Annotated in this window: 15 protein-coding genes and 3 pseudogenes; 8 read left to right on the plus strand and 10 right to left on the minus strand. The window is 71.6% G+C overall.

Annotation, left to right across the window (positions count from 1 at the left end; genetic code table 11):
* Positions 1-165: 165 nt before the first annotated feature.
* Both ACIGO6_RS09485 and ACIGO6_RS09490 read right to left on the minus strand, forming a co-directional pair.
* Entirely contained in the window at positions 166-723 is a 558-nt protein-coding gene (locus tag ACIGO6_RS09485; protein WP_399873529.1) for a DUF2087 domain-containing protein, read from the minus strand.
* Positions 724-774: 51 nt separating this feature from the next.
* On the minus strand, positions 775-1164 hold the full coding sequence (locus ACIGO6_RS09490) for a VOC family protein (protein WP_399873531.1): 390 nt from the start codon (positions 1162-1164) through the stop codon (positions 775-777).
* 177 nt (positions 1165-1341) lie between these two features.
* Here ACIGO6_RS09490 and ACIGO6_RS09495 point away from each other — a divergent pair, with 177 nt between their 5' ends.
* Together ACIGO6_RS09495 and ACIGO6_RS09500 are read left to right on the plus strand one after the other, a co-directional pair.
* Complete coding sequence (locus ACIGO6_RS09495) at positions 1342-3045, plus strand: SpoIIE family protein phosphatase (RefSeq protein WP_399873533.1); 1704 nt, start codon at positions 1342-1344, stop codon at positions 3043-3045.
* A 92-nt stretch (positions 3046-3137) separates the two neighbouring features.
* A pseudogene (locus ACIGO6_RS09500) lies at positions 3138-3619 on the plus strand (MFS transporter); the annotation flags it as partial.
* Between the two features lie 206 nt (positions 3620-3825).
* On the opposite strand, the gene ACIGO6_RS09505 reads toward ACIGO6_RS09500, so the two are convergent.
* Positions 3826-4719, minus strand: a complete 894-nt coding sequence (locus tag ACIGO6_RS09505; RefSeq protein ID WP_399873536.1) for a hypothetical protein — start codon at positions 4717-4719, stop codon at positions 3826-3828.
* A 346-nt stretch (positions 4720-5065) separates the two neighbouring features.
* Here ACIGO6_RS09505 and ACIGO6_RS09510 point away from each other — a divergent pair, with 346 nt between their 5' ends.
* Entirely contained in the window at positions 5066-5257 is a 192-nt protein-coding gene (locus ACIGO6_RS09510) for a hypothetical protein (protein ID WP_399873658.1), read from the plus strand.
* A gap of 35 nt (positions 5258-5292) precedes the next feature.
* On the opposite strand, the pseudogene ACIGO6_RS09515 reads toward ACIGO6_RS09510, so the two are convergent.
* Positions 5293-5524 (minus strand): annotated as a pseudogene (locus ACIGO6_RS09515) (ISL3 family transposase); the annotation flags it as partial.
* A 122-nt stretch (positions 5525-5646) separates the two neighbouring features.
* Positions 5647-6408 (minus strand): SDR family oxidoreductase, encoded by a 762-nt coding sequence (locus ACIGO6_RS09520; RefSeq protein ID WP_399873645.1) that lies wholly within the window; start codon positions 6406-6408, stop codon positions 5647-5649.
* A gap of 101 nt (positions 6409-6509) precedes the next feature.
* On the opposite strand from ACIGO6_RS09520, the pseudogene ACIGO6_RS09525 reads away from it, so the two are divergent.
* Together ACIGO6_RS09525 and ACIGO6_RS09530 are read left to right on the plus strand one after the other, a co-directional pair.
* Positions 6510-6761, plus strand: a pseudogene (locus ACIGO6_RS09525) (helix-turn-helix domain-containing protein); the annotation flags it as partial.
* A gap of 75 nt (positions 6762-6836) precedes the next feature.
* Positions 6837-7949 (plus strand): sigma factor-like helix-turn-helix DNA-binding protein, encoded by a 1113-nt coding sequence (locus tag ACIGO6_RS09530; RefSeq protein ID WP_399873648.1) that lies wholly within the window; start codon positions 6837-6839, stop codon positions 7947-7949.
* Here the strand turns inward: ACIGO6_RS09530 and ACIGO6_RS09535 are convergent.
* Positions 7891-8406, minus strand: coding sequence for a transposase (locus ACIGO6_RS09535; protein ID WP_399873538.1), 516 nt, complete (start codon positions 8404-8406; stop codon positions 7891-7893). The genes ACIGO6_RS09530 and ACIGO6_RS09535 overlap by 59 nt on opposite strands.
* A gap of 233 nt (positions 8407-8639) precedes the next feature.
* Between ACIGO6_RS09535 and ACIGO6_RS09540 the strand changes: the two genes are divergently transcribed.
* Positions 8640-10172, plus strand: a complete 1533-nt coding sequence (locus tag ACIGO6_RS09540; RefSeq protein WP_399873541.1) for a hypothetical protein — start codon at positions 8640-8642, stop codon at positions 10170-10172.
* Positions 10173-10744: 572 nt separating this feature from the next.
* Here ACIGO6_RS09540 and ACIGO6_RS09545 read toward each other — a convergent pair.
* Positions 10745-11326 carry a TetR/AcrR family transcriptional regulator gene (locus ACIGO6_RS09545; RefSeq protein ID WP_399873651.1) on the minus strand — a complete coding sequence of 194 codons (582 nt, stop codon included), beginning with the start codon at positions 11324-11326 and terminating at the stop codon, positions 10745-10747.
* Between the two features lie 97 nt (positions 11327-11423).
* Here ACIGO6_RS09545 and ACIGO6_RS09550 point away from each other — a divergent pair, with 97 nt between their 5' ends.
* The gene (locus tag ACIGO6_RS09550; RefSeq protein ID WP_399873543.1) at positions 11424-11876 is read left to right on the plus strand and encodes a VOC family protein; all 453 of its coding nucleotides are present in this window, start codon (positions 11424-11426) and stop codon (positions 11874-11876) included.
* Between the two features lie 59 nt (positions 11877-11935).
* A complete protein-coding gene (gene arr / locus ACIGO6_RS09555; RefSeq protein WP_399873546.1) occupies positions 11936-12346 on the plus strand; it encodes an NAD(+)--rifampin ADP-ribosyltransferase in 411 nt (136 codons plus the stop codon).
* On the opposite strand, the gene ACIGO6_RS09560 is transcribed toward arr, so the two are convergent.
* The 3 genes from ACIGO6_RS09560 to ACIGO6_RS09570 form a co-directional block, all read right to left on the minus strand.
* The gene (locus ACIGO6_RS09560) at positions 12339-13535 is read right to left on the minus strand and encodes an anhydro-N-acetylmuramic acid kinase (protein ID WP_399873548.1); all 1197 of its coding nucleotides are present in this window, start codon (positions 13533-13535) and stop codon (positions 12339-12341) included. The two genes, arr and ACIGO6_RS09560, sit on opposite strands and share 8 nt — an antisense overlap.
* Before the next feature lie 36 nt (positions 13536-13571).
* Entirely contained in the window at positions 13572-14915 is a 1344-nt protein-coding gene (locus ACIGO6_RS09565; RefSeq protein WP_399873551.1) for an MFS transporter, read from the minus strand.
* Between the two features lie 175 nt (positions 14916-15090).
* Entirely contained in the window at positions 15091-15660 is a 570-nt protein-coding gene (locus tag ACIGO6_RS09570; RefSeq protein ID WP_399873553.1) for a hypothetical protein, read from the minus strand.
* Positions 15661-16166 lie beyond the last annotated feature (506 nt).

Below are 16166 nucleotides of genomic sequence, written 5' to 3' on the forward strand. Positions count from 1 at the left end.
AGGGGGGGGGTGCTCGCGCGTGCCGCCGGGGCGCACGCTGTCACGGCATGCTGACCCGCCACCTGCTGCGCGGCGCCGGCCATGGCCTGGGCTCCGGCGTCCTCGGACCCCTCTTCTGGTGGCTGCGACTCCGGATGGCCTGGCGAAGCGCGTTACCGGCGTACCTCAGCCGATCCGGGCCGTGTCCTCGGCCGGACGGCGGTAGATGCCGTCGCTCCGGTGCAGATGGCGCAGGTCGACGAGGTAGCGACGCAGGGTCACGTGGTCGTGTCGGCCACCTTCGCACCACGCGCGGAGCCGTTCGTCGACCTCGCGCTCCGGGTACTCCCGATCCGGCTCGAACGTGCGCTCGGCGATATGGCGCAGTACGAGCTTCTTCCGGCTCCACTGCGCGGGAAGCTTCACCAGCCGTCCGTCCCGTACGAACGTGCGGAGCACCGTCTCGACCCGCTCGTCCCCGGTGCCGTGGTCCTGCGCGGGCCGGGGTCCGGTCGCCTCGCGCGCCAGGCGGCGGAACGAGTCGTAGGACACCGCGAGGCCGCCGGCGTTCGCTGCGACGGCCTCCCGTTCCTCGAGCCGGTGCAGCGCGCGGAGGGCCTCCTTGGCCGACAGCCCGGTCCGCTCGACGACCTCGGCGGCGCTCGTCGCGCCCAGCGCCACAGCGGCGAAGACCCGCACCCGGGTCTCGTCGGCGAACAGCCCGGCCACGTCCTCGCCTGTCATGCTCCGTCTCCGTCCCTCCGGGAGCGGCTCCCGGACCACTGCTCCGGGACGCTACCTCCGTGGCCCGGCGGCGCGCCCGTCATTTTCCGGGTGCGCATCGCGGGCCCGGCCCGTCAGCCGCCCGGGCCGGAGCGCGTGAAGAGGCAGAACAGGTGGCCCGCCGGGTCGCACGGGACGCGCATCGGTCTGGGGCTGGAAGCCGGCCAAGATCGCCCCCGAGGCGAGGGCGTGCTCGACGGCCGACGCCAGGGCGTCCACCTCGATGTCCAGGTGCGTCATCATCTGCTGCTCGGTCCGGCTGGAGGGCCACCGCGGGCGGGAGAAGAGCGGCTCCGTCCGGAACGACAGCCCGGCGCCGCTGTCGGACGGTCCGATCTCGCCCCAGCCAGGCTCCGCCCTCCGCACCGGCCACCCGAGCAGACCCTGGTAGAACCGGCCCATGCGGTGCTCCTGCCCGGTTTCATCGGATCGAACTTCGACGAAGCCGTCGGACCGACGTGGGATCTTTACACACATGGGCATACGGGGAAGGCAGGAAAGCGGACGAGGGCACATGCGGCCGGGCACACGGGAGGCAGGCGGGGCGCCGGCCCGGTCCGGCCGGCAAGGAGGCACACGATGACAGGACCGGAACGCACGCAGGTCCACGGGCTGTCCGTGCCGACCGCTTCCGCCGCGCTGGAAGCCATCGGCGCGGGCGCCTACGTCGTCGACGAGCAGGGCTGCATCATCGCCGTCAACACCCGCGCCGAGCAACTGCTGGGCCGACCCGCCGCAGAGCTCCTCGGCCATGACGCGCACGACCTGCTGCACCGCGGTCCGCAGGGGCAGCAGCTGCCGAGGACCCAATGCGCGATGCGACAGGCATTCCACGCCGGACACCCCGCCCAGGCCGATGAGGACTACTTCGCACGCGCCGACGGTTCGGTGCTGCCGATCTCCTGGCTCATCACCCCGTACGGCATCGGCGACCACCGGGTCACCACCCTCGTCGTCTTCCACACCCCCGTACACCCACGGGTCACCGGCCCGCGGCCGGAGCCGACGGCCCGGTCGCTGTCGGAACTGCACCGGCTGGCCCTGCTGGCCGAGACCACCACGCGGCTGACCTCCACTCTCGACGTCGACGAGGCGCTGCGGCGGCTGGTGGCCCTGGTCGTGCCCCGGCTGGCGGACTGGGCGGTCGTCGACCTGATCACCGAACGCGACGAGGTGTGGCGTACCGTCGTGGTCCACGCCGAGGGCGACACGCTGGTGCAGCACGAGGACCTGCAGGGACCGATGCCGCCGATTCCCGAGGAATCCCCGATGCCCCTGTCCAGAGCCCTGCGCGGTGTCTCCTCAACCCTGGCCGGTCCGCAGACCTACCAGGGGACACCCGATTCCGGCATCGCGGTCGAGCAGGGCCGGCTGTTCCACGCCACGGGAATGCACTCCGCGGCCATCGCACCCATCCGCAGCACGCGCGCGGTCCTGGGGGCGCTGACCCTGGGCCGTACCGAGACTCCGACGGCCTTCGCCCCCACGGACCTTCCGCTGATCGAGGACATCGCGCGTCGGGCCGGCCTCGCCCTGGACAACGCCCGCCTCTACCAGCGCCAGCGCAAGGTGGCCGAGACCATGCAGAACCACCTGCTGCCCCAGATGCCGGGCGTCTCGGGCCTGGAGATGACCGTCCGGTACCTGCCCGCACCCGACGCCTCACACGTCGGCGGCGACTGGTACGACGCCTTTCCCCTGGCCGACGCGTCCACCGCCCTGGCCATCGGCGACGTCGTCGGCCACGACCTGGAGGCGGCGGCCGGCATGGCCCAGGTCCGCAACATGCTCCGCGCCTACGCCTGGTCTCAGCACGAACCCCCCAGTCGCATCGTCGAACGGCTCGACGAGGCGATCCAGCACATCACCGACGTCGCCATGGCCACCATGATCTTCGGCCGGATCGAAACGGCCCACGACGGTCACTGGCAGCTGTCATGGACCAACGCGGGCCACCCTCCGCCGCTGCTGATCAGCCGGGACGGCCTGACGACCTACCTGACCGACGGCCACGGCATCCTCCTGGGCACCCAGGCGGGCCTCCGGCGCCCCGACGCCACAGCGCTGCTCCCACCGGGGTCCACCCTGGTGCTGTACACGGACGGCCTCATCGAAGCGCCCGGCCAGAGCCTGGATACGGGCCTGCACCGGCTGCGCCAACACGCCGCCGCCCTCGCCCACCGCCCCCTCGCCTCGTTCACCGACCAACTGCTCCGCCGGGTGCGCCCTGCCGACAACGACGACGACGTCGCCCTCCTGGCCCTGCGCGTGCCCGAGGGCTGAGCCCGTAGGAGAGCCTCGGCGGGCCGATCGGCTCAGGCACGGCGCGCCTCGGCCGTGCGGACGGGCGCCGGAGGAGGTTCGGGGGGGGTCCCTCGGGACGGCTCGCCGCCCGCTACGGCTTCCGCATCGTGGTGACCGCCGGCCTCGGCCTGGCCGGAGGGGGCTCGTGGCACTGGGAGTGGTGCACGCGGACACCGGTTACGGGAACGTGTGGTGGCGGCTGGGAGTCGTCGGCATCGGCTTCGCCCTGACCCTGTCCCCACTGACAGGCGCCGCCATCCAAGCGGTCAGGGGCAGGAGGGCGGCCTCGCCTCAGGCATCAGCAGCACCACCCGGCAGGTCGGCGCGGTGCTCGGAGCCGTCGTCCGCACCCGGCAGTCGGGGGGGCGCCCCCTTCGAGACCAGCCTCAACAGCGCCTTCGTCGTGGCCGGCGCCCTCACCCTGGCCACCGCCGTGTTCACCGGCCTGTGGACGGCGAGGCCCCAACCCGCGGAAGGCTCCGAGGTGGCGCAACGTCCCACCGATCCAGATGCGGTCACCGCCTCGAACGAGGCACCGGTGGACAGCCGTTGACACCGACCGCCTTGGTCGAAGTCCCACCGCACCAGGGTGATCCGACCGTTGCGTGGCGACGCCCCCCGCCAGAACAACGCCAGAACAGCGCGCTTCCCGGCTGTTTCCGCTGGATCGTGATGAGGCCAGCCTTGGCCGCACATCAGAGCAGCAGTGCGGTGCTCAAGTGGTCCCGGTTGCCGGGCTGAAGTCGTCGGGTACGGGGTTCAGCCTCGGGTCAGGATGCGCAGGTCCCCGGCGTCCGGGTCGCCGAACAGCACGAACAGCTCGGGGTCCCGCTCGGTGCCGCCGATCGTCCAGTACGTCTCCTGGCCACACTCGCCGTCGAGGCGTACGAGGACACCGTCGCGGTCGGTGTCCCGCACGTCGCTCCCCCCTTCGCGCGTCCACGTGCCGGTCCCGTCGCACAGGGTGAAGTCGCCGTCCTCGTCGACGTCGTTGTGGGCCGGCACGTGGGTCAGTTCCGCCGTGCCGCCGGGGGACAGCCGCAGCACGCCCCCGTCCGCGCCGCGCCAGTCCCCGACGAGCTGCCCGGCGGACAGCCCAGGGGGTTCGTAGTCGCCGGCCAGCGAGGCCGCCGACACTCCGCACACGACGAAGAGGACGAAGCTCGCGCCCGCCGAACGGAGCCAGACACCCCACGATCCCCACCGACGTCCGCGCAGGCGGGCGAGGACCAGCACCGGCAGGGCGCCGACGCCGGTGAACCACGGGAGGGTGTCGGAGACCGGCCATCCCCACAACGCACACCCCAGCACCGACCACCCAGTGCCGATCAGCACGGACCCGGCCAGATGCCAGAACCACTCCGGCCCCCGGGCGGTGCGGGGCCGCAGGCGGGCCAGCGTCGCGGCGGGCATGATCTGCACGGTCGCGTGCAGGACACCGAGCAACGGCAGGACCAGCGGTACGCAGACGATGCCCAGGAAGCCGCCGCCACCGTGGTCGTAGTCGTCCCGGCCCGCCTCCATGGCGAACCACCACGCCAGCCACACCAGCGGCAGCTGCCCCGCGCACAGCGCGGCCGCACGGTTCCATTCGTCGTTCGACCAGGTGGGCCGCCGACGCCCGCCGGGTTCCCCCGTCTTCCCCCGCCACATGCCCGCAGCTTACGGCCCGGGGTCATGACCGTGGCGAGAGGGTTCATCCCGAAGCGTCTGCGGGGCTCGAAACCCGCGATCAACCGGTTGGTGGTCGCCACTCGCCATGACAAGCACGGTTACGTCTTCCTTGGCACCGCCACGGCAGCAGCCCCGGGTCATCCGGCTTCGCACGTGACGGGTCGGGACACAACTCGGTAATCCGTCGCCACCACAACGTGAAGACACGCGAGAACCGCCGCTACGCAGGTAACGGCCGCAGCGACCAGCGCAGAGCCGCATGCTTCTGCAGGGCCGAGTCGCTGCCTCGTCTCGGGTGCGGAAGTCCTCGATCAGGGAGTTGACGATGAACGTCGCGCTGTGGATCACCGCTGGAGTGCTCGCCGCTGTCTGCCTGGTGGGCAGCTCCAAGAAGTTCGTGCCGCGGAAGAAGCTGGCCGCGGTGGGCTCCTCTGCGCAGGGGGTCCTGGAGTTCAGCCCCGGCGCTCTCAAGGCCATCGGCGCCGTCGAGCTGCTGGCCTGGAGCGTGCGGTCTTGAGGCGCCCGTCGAGGCGCCGGACGCAGAAAGCAGCTTGTCGTCGGTCGCCAACCGAACGGCTTGTGCGCAAGCCGTCGGGTCACCGAGTCGCGCGGTGCGCCTTGGCAAGCCGCAGCGGTGGCACCAGTCGTCCGGCTCGACGACCTTGCAGGCCAGTACCGCACGGTCGGGGTCAAGGCGCTGGCCGGGCACGACTTCATCACCGGGAGGGCTCGACCTTTCCCCGGCCACCGACGCGCCCCCTCTGCCGGGCCCCGCAGAACTCATGCTGGACGTCCGATGCGTCGAGCGAGCAGGGCGATGACCCGGCAGCAGGTCGGGTGCATGCGATCCATCGAAGATCACGGACACGAGGATGGTGCATCCGTGAGCACGCTGCCCGCCTGGAGTCAGACGGGCTGGCCGATCGGACGGATCGTCACCGTGTTGAGGTCGACGCCTGCCGGCTGGTCGAGCGCGAAGCCGATCGCTTCGGCCACCGAATCCGGGCTCATCGCGATGGGGGGAGCCTGGCCGTGCCAGAACGCGGTGTCGATCATGCCTGGGTTCACGACCGTGACTCCGATGCCGCGGGTCGTGGCGTGCAGGCGGAGGTTCTCGGCGAAGCCGACCACTGCCCACTTCGTGGCGGAGTAGAGGTTGCCCGGGCTGTTCTTGATTCCGGCCACGCTGCCGATGAGCACCAGCCGACCGCGGGACTGCTCGAGGTGGGGCAGGGTCGCCTTGGCCAGCAGAGCCGGGCCGAGCACGTTGGCGAGTACCATCGGCGCCCACAGCTGCGGATCGCCGCCGTCGATGACGCCGGCACCGCCCGTCCGGAAGTGATCCTCGGACGCGCCGCCTGCGTTCGCGATTGCCGCGTCGAGGGACCCGAAGCGCTCCACCGTGCTGGTGACCGCAGTGTTCGTGGAGTCCCAGTCGGAGGCATCTGCCACCAGGCCCAGGACGCGGTCCGCGTGGCCGACTTCGTCGAGGAAGGCCTTGAGCCGACCAGGGTCGCGCCCGGTGACGGCGACCCGGTGGCCACGCACGAGCAGGAGCCGAGCGGTCGCGGCGCCGATCCCGCTCGTGCCACCGGTGATCAGGACCGTCTTGCCGGCGACCGGCGATGCGCCGGAGTCAGTGAGTGTGTCAGTGAGTGAGGTGTTCATGGCGTCCACTCTGTGGCGCGGCACGGATCCGTGACAGTTGCTTCCAAAGGTGGGGACGACACCCCCTGGCTCCAACGGCGCCGCCCAGGCAGGCTGTGCCCATGTCGACGAACACGAGGTACTCCGAACTCGGTGGCTTCCTGCGTTCGCGACGCGAGCGGATCCGCCCCGAGGAGGTCGGGCTCGCGCCCGGCCCGCGGCGCCGCGTCCCCGGTCTGCGTCGCGACGAGGTCGCCGTTCTGGCCGGCGCCTCGGTGGAGTACTACACCGAGCTCGAGCGCGGTGCCGGCTCGCAGCCCTCCGACCAGATGCTCGCCGCGCTCGCCCGCGCCCTGCGCCTCAGTCGCGACGAACGCGACCATCTGTACCGGTTGGCGAACCGTCCGATCCCCCACCAGGGCGGGACGGCGTCACACGTCCACCCCGCGATGCTCGACCTGCTGACACGAATTGACGGGACCCCGGCGATGGTGAGCACCGACCTGCACACCGTTCTGATCCAGAACCCGCTCGCCATCGCCATGCTCGGCGACCTGTCCGCGCACCACGGCCGCGCGGCGAGCTTCATCTACCGATGGTTCACCGACCCGGCCTCGCGGCAGATCTACCCGCCGGAGGACCTCGCCCCGCAGTCACGCTCGTTCGTTGCCGACCTGCGAGCGGCAATCGGGCGACGCAGCCCGGGCGACGCCGAGGCGACCAAGCTGGTGGACGAACTGCTCCAACAGTCGCCGGAGTTCCAGGCGCTTTGGACCGACCAGGACGTGGGGGTGCGCAGAGACGAGCGCAAACGGATCGTCCACCCCACCGTTGGCATGCTCGACCTCAACCTCCTCGGCTCGGCTCGGGTGCGGCGCGAGCGTTACACGGGCGAATGGATCCCAGAGCCGCTGCCCGAGCGGACCGACTGGATCAGCGGGCGCCCAGGCACCGCCGCGACCGGTCCCGCGGACCCGGCCGACCGGGTCACGCTCGACGAGTCGGTGAGCATGGCGTTTCTCGTCGCCCTCGAATCCATGACCCCGGCTCAGCGCGTCGCGCTCATCCTGCACGATGTCTTCGGCTATCCGTTCGCCGAGATCGCCGGGATCACCGGCCGCACCCCGGCAGCATGTCGCGAACTGGCCTCCTCCGCCCGACGCCGCGTCCGGGCCTCCCTGCCCCCTGCGGCCCCGGCAGCCCACCAGGCGGGCCTCGTCAGGGACTTCAAGCAGGCGTGGGACGCGCAGGACATCAACGCCCTCATCAGACTCCTCGCCCCCGGCGCGACGTTCACGGCGGACGGCGGCGGCGTGGTCGCCGCCGCGCTCCACCCGATTGAGGGCGGCGAAGGAATCGCGCGCTACCTTACCGACCTCGCCGTCCGGGCGTCTGGCGGCCTGACGGTCCTGGAGCGCACGGTCAACGGCCGGGCCGGTCTGGTGATCGAGCACGAAGACGTCACCGTGGCCGTATACGCGTTCGACGTCGCGGACGACCGGATCACGCACATCTGGGCAGTGCGCAACCCTGACAAACTCCGCCCGTGGACGGCGGGCTGACCGGCTGGACTTCGACAGCGCGGCACCTACTGCAATCAGGCGCTCGGCGGCCCGCACGACGCGGTCGCCGCGTGGCTCGTCTGCGACGTCGGGTCTTGCCGGAGGAGGCTTCGACGGGGCTCGCCCCACAGAGAGCGGCGAAGGATGCCTCGCTGCCCATCCGCTGCGGGTTGTCGTCGGCCGCTGTCAGTAGTGTGGCAGCCGTGTCGGGGCCGACGCTGTAGACATCGAGGAGCTTGGGCGCGCAGTCGCCCATGGCCGTCGTGATCCGCTTGGTGAGGTCGCTGATTTCCTCGGGAAGGTGCAAGATGTGCCCGGCCAGCAGACGGAGCGTGTGTCGCGCGGCTGCTTCGGGGCCGGTCCCCTCGCCGGGGTTCAGTTCGCTGCAGGACGAAGGGCACTGCGCCTTCAGCAGGAAGCGAACCAAGATTCCGGTCGATCGGGGTCTCGTTCTCATGAAGCGTCACGCCGGGAGTCGCGTCCGTCGCCACCGCCGCGGCCACCGACTTTGATCACCAGTGATCCGCGCGCTGGAAGATCCCGCACCAAATGCCGCGAGGTCACCGCATCCGCGCGGCAACGACTACGTGCGAGAGGGCAGTTGTCAGTCCGCCGTCCTATGGTCGTCCGTGTCCGTGATCGACGGGCTGGCGTCCGAGACGTCGTACGTACTACTCCGCAGGGAGAAGTGTGTCATCCAGACGTGAACGACCCACAACACGCCAGGCGTTCCGCGCCGCCCGGATGGTGCGGGGGGCCCTGTCGCTCGCCGTGCTCACCGGTGGAGTGCTCGTCCCCGTCATGACCGGCACTGCGTCCGCGGCGGTCGGCGGACACGCCGCGGTGTCGGGCCTCACCGGTGACTTCAACGGTGACGGCCATGTGGACCTCGTCGCCTCGGCCCCCGACGCGACGGTCGACGGCGCGGCGGGCGCCGGTGTCGTCACCGTCGCCTTCGGCTCAGCGGCCGGGGCGGGCGTCGGGCAGGGCGACCGGGCCACCTTCAGCCAGAACACGGAAGGCGTGGGCGGGGAGGCGGACGCCGGGGACCACTTCGGCTTCTCGGTGGCCGTGGCCGACTTCGACGGCGACGGCTACGACGACCTCGCGGCAGGTGTGCCGGGCGAGGACGTCGCGGGTGAGGCGGAGGCCGGCTCGGTCCAGATCCTCTGGGGCTCGGCGGCCGGCATCGCGGGCAGCGCTACCCTCACCGACCCCGCGACCCAGAACCACCAGGCCCACGGTCGGACCCTCGCCGCGGGCGACTTCAACGGTGACGGCAGGGCGGACCTGGCGACCGGCAACACCTCGCCCGAGGCGTGGCTGTACGCGGGCGGCTTCACGAGGGACGGAGGCAACGGCGGGACCTACCCGCTGGGCTACCTGTACACCTGGAACGGTGAGGTCACCGCCCTTACGGCCGGTGACGTCACCGGTGACGGCGCCGACGACCTGCTGGTCAATCACCGCAGCCTCCACCGGAGCGGCGCCGGGGACTCCGGCGTGCTGGGCCTGAATCCCTCCCCCTACGACCTGGCCGCCCGTGGTTACGCGTCCGCCTTCGGTGACTTCAACGGCGACGGCTACACGGACATCGTCACCGCACGCGACTGCAAGGGCGGCGAGATCAACTACGTTCCGGGCGGCCCCGCTTCCGCGACGGACCCGACCTGGACGGGGGACTACGACCGCTCCTACACCATGAACCAGGCCGATTTCGGCGCGCCCGGCGAGGACCGGATCTACGACCGCTACGGTGCCGGGCTCGCCGCGGGTGACATCAATGGCGACGGCTACGACGACCTTGTCGCCGGCGACCCCAACGAGGACACCGACGGCGAGACCGTTGCCGACGCCGGCCATGTCGTCGTCCTGTACGGCAACCGCATCGGGCTCGTCACCACGGGCCGTCAGGTCTTCGACCAGGGCTCCGAGGGGATACCCGGCGAGAACGAGTCCGGTGACGAGTTCGGCGCGCAGCTGTTGCTGGAGGACTTCAACGGCGACGGCAGGAAGGACCTGACCATCGCGGCGCCGGGCGAGGACGGCGGCAGCGGCGCTCTCACCACCCTGCCCGGATCGGACACTGGGCTCGTCACGACCGGTGTCCGCACCCTGGACACGGCGTCGTACGGCCTGCTGGCGGCCGGGCAGCCCCGTCTGGGCAGCGGCCTGCAGGGCCACCCGCCCATCACCCCTCAGCCGGCGCCGCCCGCCGGCTGATGACCGAAGCCGAGGCTGAGGAGCGAGGCGGAGGCTGAGGCCGGTTCGCAGGACGGCTGTTCCCGGGCAGGGCTTCCCCAGCCCGGGAACGTTTGCAGTCGACAGCAGAGCCTCCTGCGACCTGCGCGGCATGTGGAAGTCGCGCCATCCCCATCTTGTTCCCAAGAGCGCCGGCCTCGCCGCGTATACAGCGTGGCCGAGGAGCGCACTACACGGGGCGGGACCTCGGCCGTGCCTTGCCCGCTCTCCTGGCTGCGGACGGTCGATGACCGCTCCACTGTCCTGGCCGGGGTGCTCCGCTCATACTTCCTCGGCACTGCCGACATGGCAGCCCCCACGGCGCACATGGGCATGCGGAGGACCCGCATCAACCGCCCTCTGCGCGAACCGACATGACGAGTCCGCGCGAAGAAGACCGTAGTACGCACTGAGACCGGCCGGGCGGTTCCGTGCAACCGGAGGCGCGGCTGCCCCCGCGCCGGGCGCATCGGTACGGCCATGGGTGAAGGTCGGCTCACCCGCCGGGGCGGCGTCGCCGACGGGGTCCGTACGCCGAGCGTCCGCGCGACACGTCAGGCCGGGACGCGCAGTCCCGCCAGGAGTCGGTCGAGGGCCTGCTGCCCGGCCTGCGGGTCCCCGCCCCGCGCGATCCAGAGCGCGGCCTCGTTCATCGCCCCCGAGAGCAACCGGGCCAGGGGTTCCACCGGTTGATCGGCGATCGTCCCGGCCGCGGCGAGCGCCGTCAGGGCCTCCGTCAGGTGCCGGGCGGAGTGCTCTTCGTCCACGGCCCGCCACTCGTCCCAGCCCAGTACGGTCGGCGCGTCGACCAGCAGGATCTGTCGCACCGCCGGATCGGTCCCCGCCGTCAGGAAGGCCCGGCAGCCGGCCCGGAGCTGCTCCCAGAGGTCGTCCTGGCCTTCGGCCTCGGTCGCGACCCGCTCGCCCAGTTCCTGCTGCACCTCGCCGACAACGGCCCGGAACAGCCCGGCCTTGCTGTCGAAGTGGTGGTACGCGGCCCCCTTGGTGACCCCGGCGGCCCGCGCCACCTCGGCCAGCACCACGTGGTGGTACCCGTCGGCGGCGAACCGCCGCCGCCCTTCGGCCAGCAGCGCCTGCCGCGTGGCCGCCCGCTGCTCCGCCCGGCTGACCGCCATCGCGCGCACCGCCCTTTCCCTTTCGCGTACCGAGGGTATGCTAACGTCACGATTCACATACTCCGGGTATGTGAAATGGAGCTGGAGGATCGCTGCCATGACGAACGACCCCGCGACGACCACGCCCCGGGCCAAGCTCGGCGGCTTCTACCCGGTGCTCGCCAGCCGGGACGTGGCGGCCTCCCGTGACTTCTACACCCGCCACCTCGGCTTCGACGTGACCTTCGAGGCGGACTGGTACGTCAGCCTGCGACGCCCCGACGCCCCGCAGTACGAGCTGGCCCTCCTCGACCACACCCACCCGACCGTCCCCGAAGGCCATCGGGCCGCGCTCCGGGGAGGCCTGCTGCTGAACTTCGAAGTGGACGACGTCGACGCCGAGCACCAGCGGCTCGTGGCCGAGGCCGGCCTGTCCGAGGTGCTGCCCCTGCGTACGGAGGAGTTCGGTCAGCGCCACTTCATCATCGCCGCTCCGGACGACGTGCTGATCGACGTCATCACCGTCGTCCCGCCCAGCCAGGAGTACGCCGCCCTGTACACCCACGTCTGACACCCGGGCCGGCCCCAAGGGCCCGTCACCACCGCGGCTCGGTTTGATAACTTGTGCTGATGGACCAGGTGTTGGACGAGGGGCCCTTCTTTCACGGCACGAAGGCCGACCTGCGGATCGGGGATCACCTCACCGCCGGATTCCGGTCCAACTACCGTCCCGAAGTCGTGATGAATCACATCTACTTCACCGCGTTGCGCGACGGCGCGGGACTCGCCGCCGAACTCGCCGCCGGCGACGGCTCCCCGCGGGTGTATCTCGTCGAACCGACCGGGGACTTCGAGAACGACCCCAACGTCACCGACAAGAAGTTCCCCGGCAATCCCACCCGCTCCTACCGCAGCAGGGAACCGCTCCGGATCGTCGGGGAGGTCTCGGACTGGACGCGGCAGACGCCCGACGCCCTCCAGGCGTGGAGAGACCGATTGGCCGCGATGCGTCTGGACGGCCGCGCCGAAATCATCAACTGAGATCGCGCGACCGCCGCCAGGCCGGCACCGTGCGCAGATTCACGGGCGCGGTCGGCGAGGGCTCCGGCAGCCGCAGCCCTCGCCGGCCGGGTGTGATCGACCCGAGGACGCTGGGGTGCCGGGCGCCGGTGCACGCCGCGACCGTCCCGGGCAGCCCGTGCGCGGTCAGGAAGCCCAGGACGGCGAAGGCGTAGGCCTCCTTGGCCGCCGACGGCAGCCCGAGGTCGTCGGAGGTCCGCAGCGGGATGTCGCCGAGTGCGTCGGCGAGCATCGCCATCAGGGTCGGGTTGCGGGTTCCGCCGCCCGAGGCGAGGACCTCGCTCGCACCGGCCGAGCGGACCGCGTCGGCGACGGTGCGGGCGGTGAGCCGGGTGACGGTGGCCACCACGTCCTCGACGGGAAGCTGCGCCAAGCCGGTCAGGGCGTGCTGGAGGTAGGGCCAGTGGAAAAGCTCCTTGCCGGTCGTCTTCGGTGGCGGCTCGGCGTAGTACGGCTCGTCGAGCAGCCGCCGCAGCAGCGCGTCGTCGACGGTGCCGCGGGCGGCCAGGGCGCCGTCCCGGTCGTAGACCAGCCGCCCGCCGGTGAGGGCCTGGACGGCCGCGTCGACGAGGGCGTTGGCGGGGCCGGTGTCGAAGGCCAGGGGACCGGACTCCCCGGCCGCCACGGTCAGGTTGGCGATGCCCCCGAGGTTCAGCGCGGCGGGCACGCCGGGCCGCCCGCGCAGCCACATGACGTCGACCATGCTCACCAGCGGCGCGCCCTGACCACCGGAGACGACGTCGCGGCTGCGCAGATCGGACACGACCGGGCAGCCGGTGGCCTCGGCGATCCAGGCGGCCGAGCCGATCTGCAGCGTCCCGTGCACCCGCCCCCGCTCCACCCAGTGGTAGACGGTCTGACCGTGCGAGACCACGAGTTCGGCACGCTCGTCACACAGTTCGCGGTTGGCCCGGACGGCCAGCGCCGCGAACGCCTGACCGATCCGGGTGTCGAGCCGGCAGACCTCCCGCAGCGTGGTCGACGCGGGCGGCAGCGCGGCGGCCAGGGCCGCCCGCAGATCCTCCGGATAGGGGGCGCTCACCATGCCGAGAGGTCTGAGCAGCAGGCTGTCGCCGTGCAGCACGAGATCGGCGGCGGCGGCGTCGACCGCGTCGTGGGACGTGCCCGACATCATCCCGATCACCCGCATCGCCGATCCTCCGTCCCTCGCCAGGCTGCCGTCGGGTCAGTCGCGCAACGCGCGACGGTGGTCGTCACCGCGCAGGGTGGCCAGGGCGAGCGTACTGACGGCACAGGTCACGGCCACGTAGTAGGCGGGGATGTCCACGTCGCCGGTCCGTTCGATCACCTCGGTGATGATCAGGCCCGCGCAGCCGGAGAAGACCGCGTTCGACAGCGCGTACGCCAGTCCCAGCCCGGTGTAGCGGACGCCGGTCGGGAACATCTCGGCGAGCATCGCGGGCCCGGGGCCCGCCATCAACCCGACCACGGCGCCCGCGGCGAACACCGCGGCGCCCTTGGCCGCCGTCGAGGCGCCGGGGTCCTGCAGCAGGCCCAGCAGGGGGAAGGCGAGGAGGGCCACGAGGACCGAGCCCGCCACCATCACCGCGCGCCGACCGATCCGGTCGCTGAGGGCGCCGGCCGGGAGGATGGAGGCCGCGAAGCCGACATTGGCGACGACCGTGGCGACCAGCGCCTGCTGGAAGGTCGCGTTCAACGTGCTCTGCAGATACGACGGCATGACGACGAGGAAGGTGTAACCGGCCGCCGACCAGCCCATCAGACGGCCGGCGCCGAGCGCGATGGCCTTGGCGACCTCGCGCGCCGGGGCGTCGGCCACCGGCACCGTGCCTGGACCGTCCTCCGCTGCCGGACTCCGGGGCCGCGTGGTCCGCCGGTAGGAGGGTGTCTCCTCCAGCTTCAGCCGCAGCCACAGGGCGGCGAGTCCCAGCGGCAGGGTGAGCAGGAACGGCAGCCGCCAGCCCCAGTCGTGGAGCGCGTCCTCGCTCAGCGCGGTGGCCAGCAGGGCCGCGATGCCCGCGCCGGCGAGCAGTCCGAGTGCCACCGTGAAGGACTGCCAGGCCCCGTACAGGCCGCGCCTGCCGGGCGGCGCGAACTCGGTCATGATCGAGACGGCGCCGCCGAACTCCCCTCCCGCGGACAGGCCCTGGACCGCACGCAGCAGCGTGAGAAGCCACGGCGCCGCCGCGCCCACCGTGGCGTACGTCGGCAGCAGGCCGATGAGGGTGGTGGCCGCGGTCATCAGCAGGACGACGAGGATGAGCGTGGGGCGTCGGCCGATCCGGTCACCGAAGCGGCCGAAGAAGACCGCGCCGACCGGCCGGAAGAAGAAGGCGAGGGCAAAGGACGCGTATGTCTTGACGAGCGCCTCGGCGTCGCCGCCTCCGTCGGGGGTGAAGAAGTTGGCCGCGATGATGGTGGCGAAGTAGCCGTAGACGCCGAACTCGTACCACTCGATGAAGTTCCCGACCGAACCCGCCACCAGTGCCCTGCGCCCTTGGTGCGTGCCGGTGGTTCCCTCGGCCGGTTCGTGCACGGGGGTGGTCATTCGGTCGCCCCTCCCTCGTCGCGGACGGCGTGCGGAGCCGCTCTTCCCGGAGTGGAAGTTAGTTTCAACGGATCGCCAAGTCGCTGTCAATAACTTTCAGCGAGGAGGTCAAGTGCCTTTACGGTGACGGCGGCCAGCCTCGGGGGAGGAGCGGTGAAGGTGGCGCGGGCGTGTGTCAGACGGGCAGCGGCAACGGCGGGAGCTTCTGGTGCTCGGACCGGCCCCGGTTGAGCACGCTGACCGTCGCGGCGGTGAACCACGGCACGCTCGGCCCGGCCAGCCGCATCGGCTCCCACTGCTGGTAGTCCGTGAACAGCGCCCATTGGTCGATCATGGGAAGGAAGCTGATGGTCTCGTCGTGTCGCAGCGACACCCAGCGGTTCTCGGCCGCGACGTGCAACAGCATGCGGCGGTCGGTCAGTATCGCGCGGCAGGGGGAGAAGTCGCGCCACTGCGCCTGCGCCATCGCCTGCGCCCTGCTGCGGGCACTGCTATTGGCGACCGCGTCCCCGACCAGACCGGCGGCGACGAACAGCGGTGACCCGAAGTAGAAGCCGGAGCGCTGGTTGTAGGTCACGTTCATGGCGTAGAAGCGGGCGTAGTGCGCGGTCACGTCGCCGTAGGCGGTCTCACCCACTTCGAGCAGCACGCCCGGCGTGGCAATCGGGGCCAGTTCGCCTCCGCCGCTGAGGTGCCGGTGCAACGAACAGGCGGCATCCCAGCCCTGCTGGTGGAGGGTTTGCACGTGATCGTCGGCCGGATTCCGGTGCTGCACTGACCTCGCCCCCACTGCGACCCAGAACGGGTGGATCTCCGTTCGGCCCCATGATGCCAGGTGATGCCGGTGCCCGGACCCGAGCCCGGCGCACCGGGACGCAGGAGCCGACGGGGCGAGGAGAAGTGACACGCGGCGGCGATCACGGCAGTGCCGACGTCCTGCCCGGCCGCCGGGCTGCCCGCTCCGCACGCCATCCCCAGAACGTGCCGCGTGCGGAATGCGCAGGGCGGGTGCGTCTCAAGTGGCGGCTCGCGGGACCACGTTGATGTTGGAGGTGTGGGAGCCCAGGCCGCCCGCGCCCGCAGCGCCGCTCCAGGCACCCGACCGCACTCCCACCGGGCCGCCGATTTCCGGCTACGGGCGGCCGTCCGGCCGTGTGGCCGGATTCGGGCGGTGGGGTGTCACAGGCCCAGGGAGATGGCCAGCCGGGTGAGCTCGGCCGTGCTGTTGATGTTGAGCTTGGCGCGGATGCG

Origin of the sequence: Streptomyces sp. NPDC053750, assembly GCF_044544295.1 — a bacterium.
In the GTDB taxonomy this organism is placed as follows: Bacteria; Actinomycetota; Actinomycetes; order Streptomycetales; family Streptomycetaceae; genus Streptomyces.

Excerpts from the sequence above, each read along its gene's own strand:
- ACIGO6_RS09485 (WP_399873529.1), bottom strand. The coding sequence starts at position 723 with ATGACAGGCGAGGACGTGGCCGGGCTGTTCGCCGACGAGACCCGGGTG.
- ACIGO6_RS09490 (WP_399873531.1), bottom strand. The coding sequence starts at position 1,164 with ATGGGCCGGTTCTACCAGGGTCTGCTCGGGTGGCCGGTGCGGAGGGCG.
- ACIGO6_RS09495 (WP_399873533.1), top strand. The coding sequence starts at position 1,342 with ATGACAGGACCGGAACGCACGCAGGTCCACGGGCTGTCCGTGCCGACC.
- ACIGO6_RS09505 (WP_399873536.1), bottom strand. The coding sequence starts at position 4,719 with ATGTGGCGGGGGAAGACGGGGGAACCCGGCGGGCGTCGGCGGCCCACC.
- ACIGO6_RS09510 (WP_399873658.1), top strand. The coding sequence starts at position 5,066 with ATGAACGTCGCGCTGTGGATCACCGCTGGAGTGCTCGCCGCTGTCTGC.
- ACIGO6_RS09520 (WP_399873645.1), bottom strand. The coding sequence starts at position 6,408 with ATGAACACCTCACTCACTGACACACTCACTGACTCCGGCGCATCGCCG.
- ACIGO6_RS09530 (WP_399873648.1), top strand. The coding sequence starts at position 6,837 with ATGCTCGACCTGCTGACACGAATTGACGGGACCCCGGCGATGGTGAGC.
- ACIGO6_RS09535 (WP_399873538.1), bottom strand. The coding sequence starts at position 8,406 with ATGAGAACGAGACCCCGATCGACCGGAATCTTGGTTCGCTTCCTGCTG.
- ACIGO6_RS09545 (WP_399873651.1), bottom strand. The coding sequence starts at position 11,326 with ATGGCGGTCAGCCGGGCGGAGCAGCGGGCGGCCACGCGGCAGGCGCTG.
- ACIGO6_RS09550 (WP_399873543.1), top strand. The coding sequence starts at position 11,424 with ATGACGAACGACCCCGCGACGACCACGCCCCGGGCCAAGCTCGGCGGC.
- arr (WP_399873546.1), top strand. The coding sequence starts at position 11,936 with ATGGACCAGGTGTTGGACGAGGGGCCCTTCTTTCACGGCACGAAGGCC.
- ACIGO6_RS09560 (WP_399873548.1), bottom strand. The coding sequence starts at position 13,535 with ATGCGGGTGATCGGGATGATGTCGGGCACGTCCCACGACGCGGTCGAC.
- ACIGO6_RS09565 (WP_399873551.1), bottom strand. The coding sequence starts at position 14,915 with ATGACCACCCCCGTGCACGAACCGGCCGAGGGAACCACCGGCACGCAC.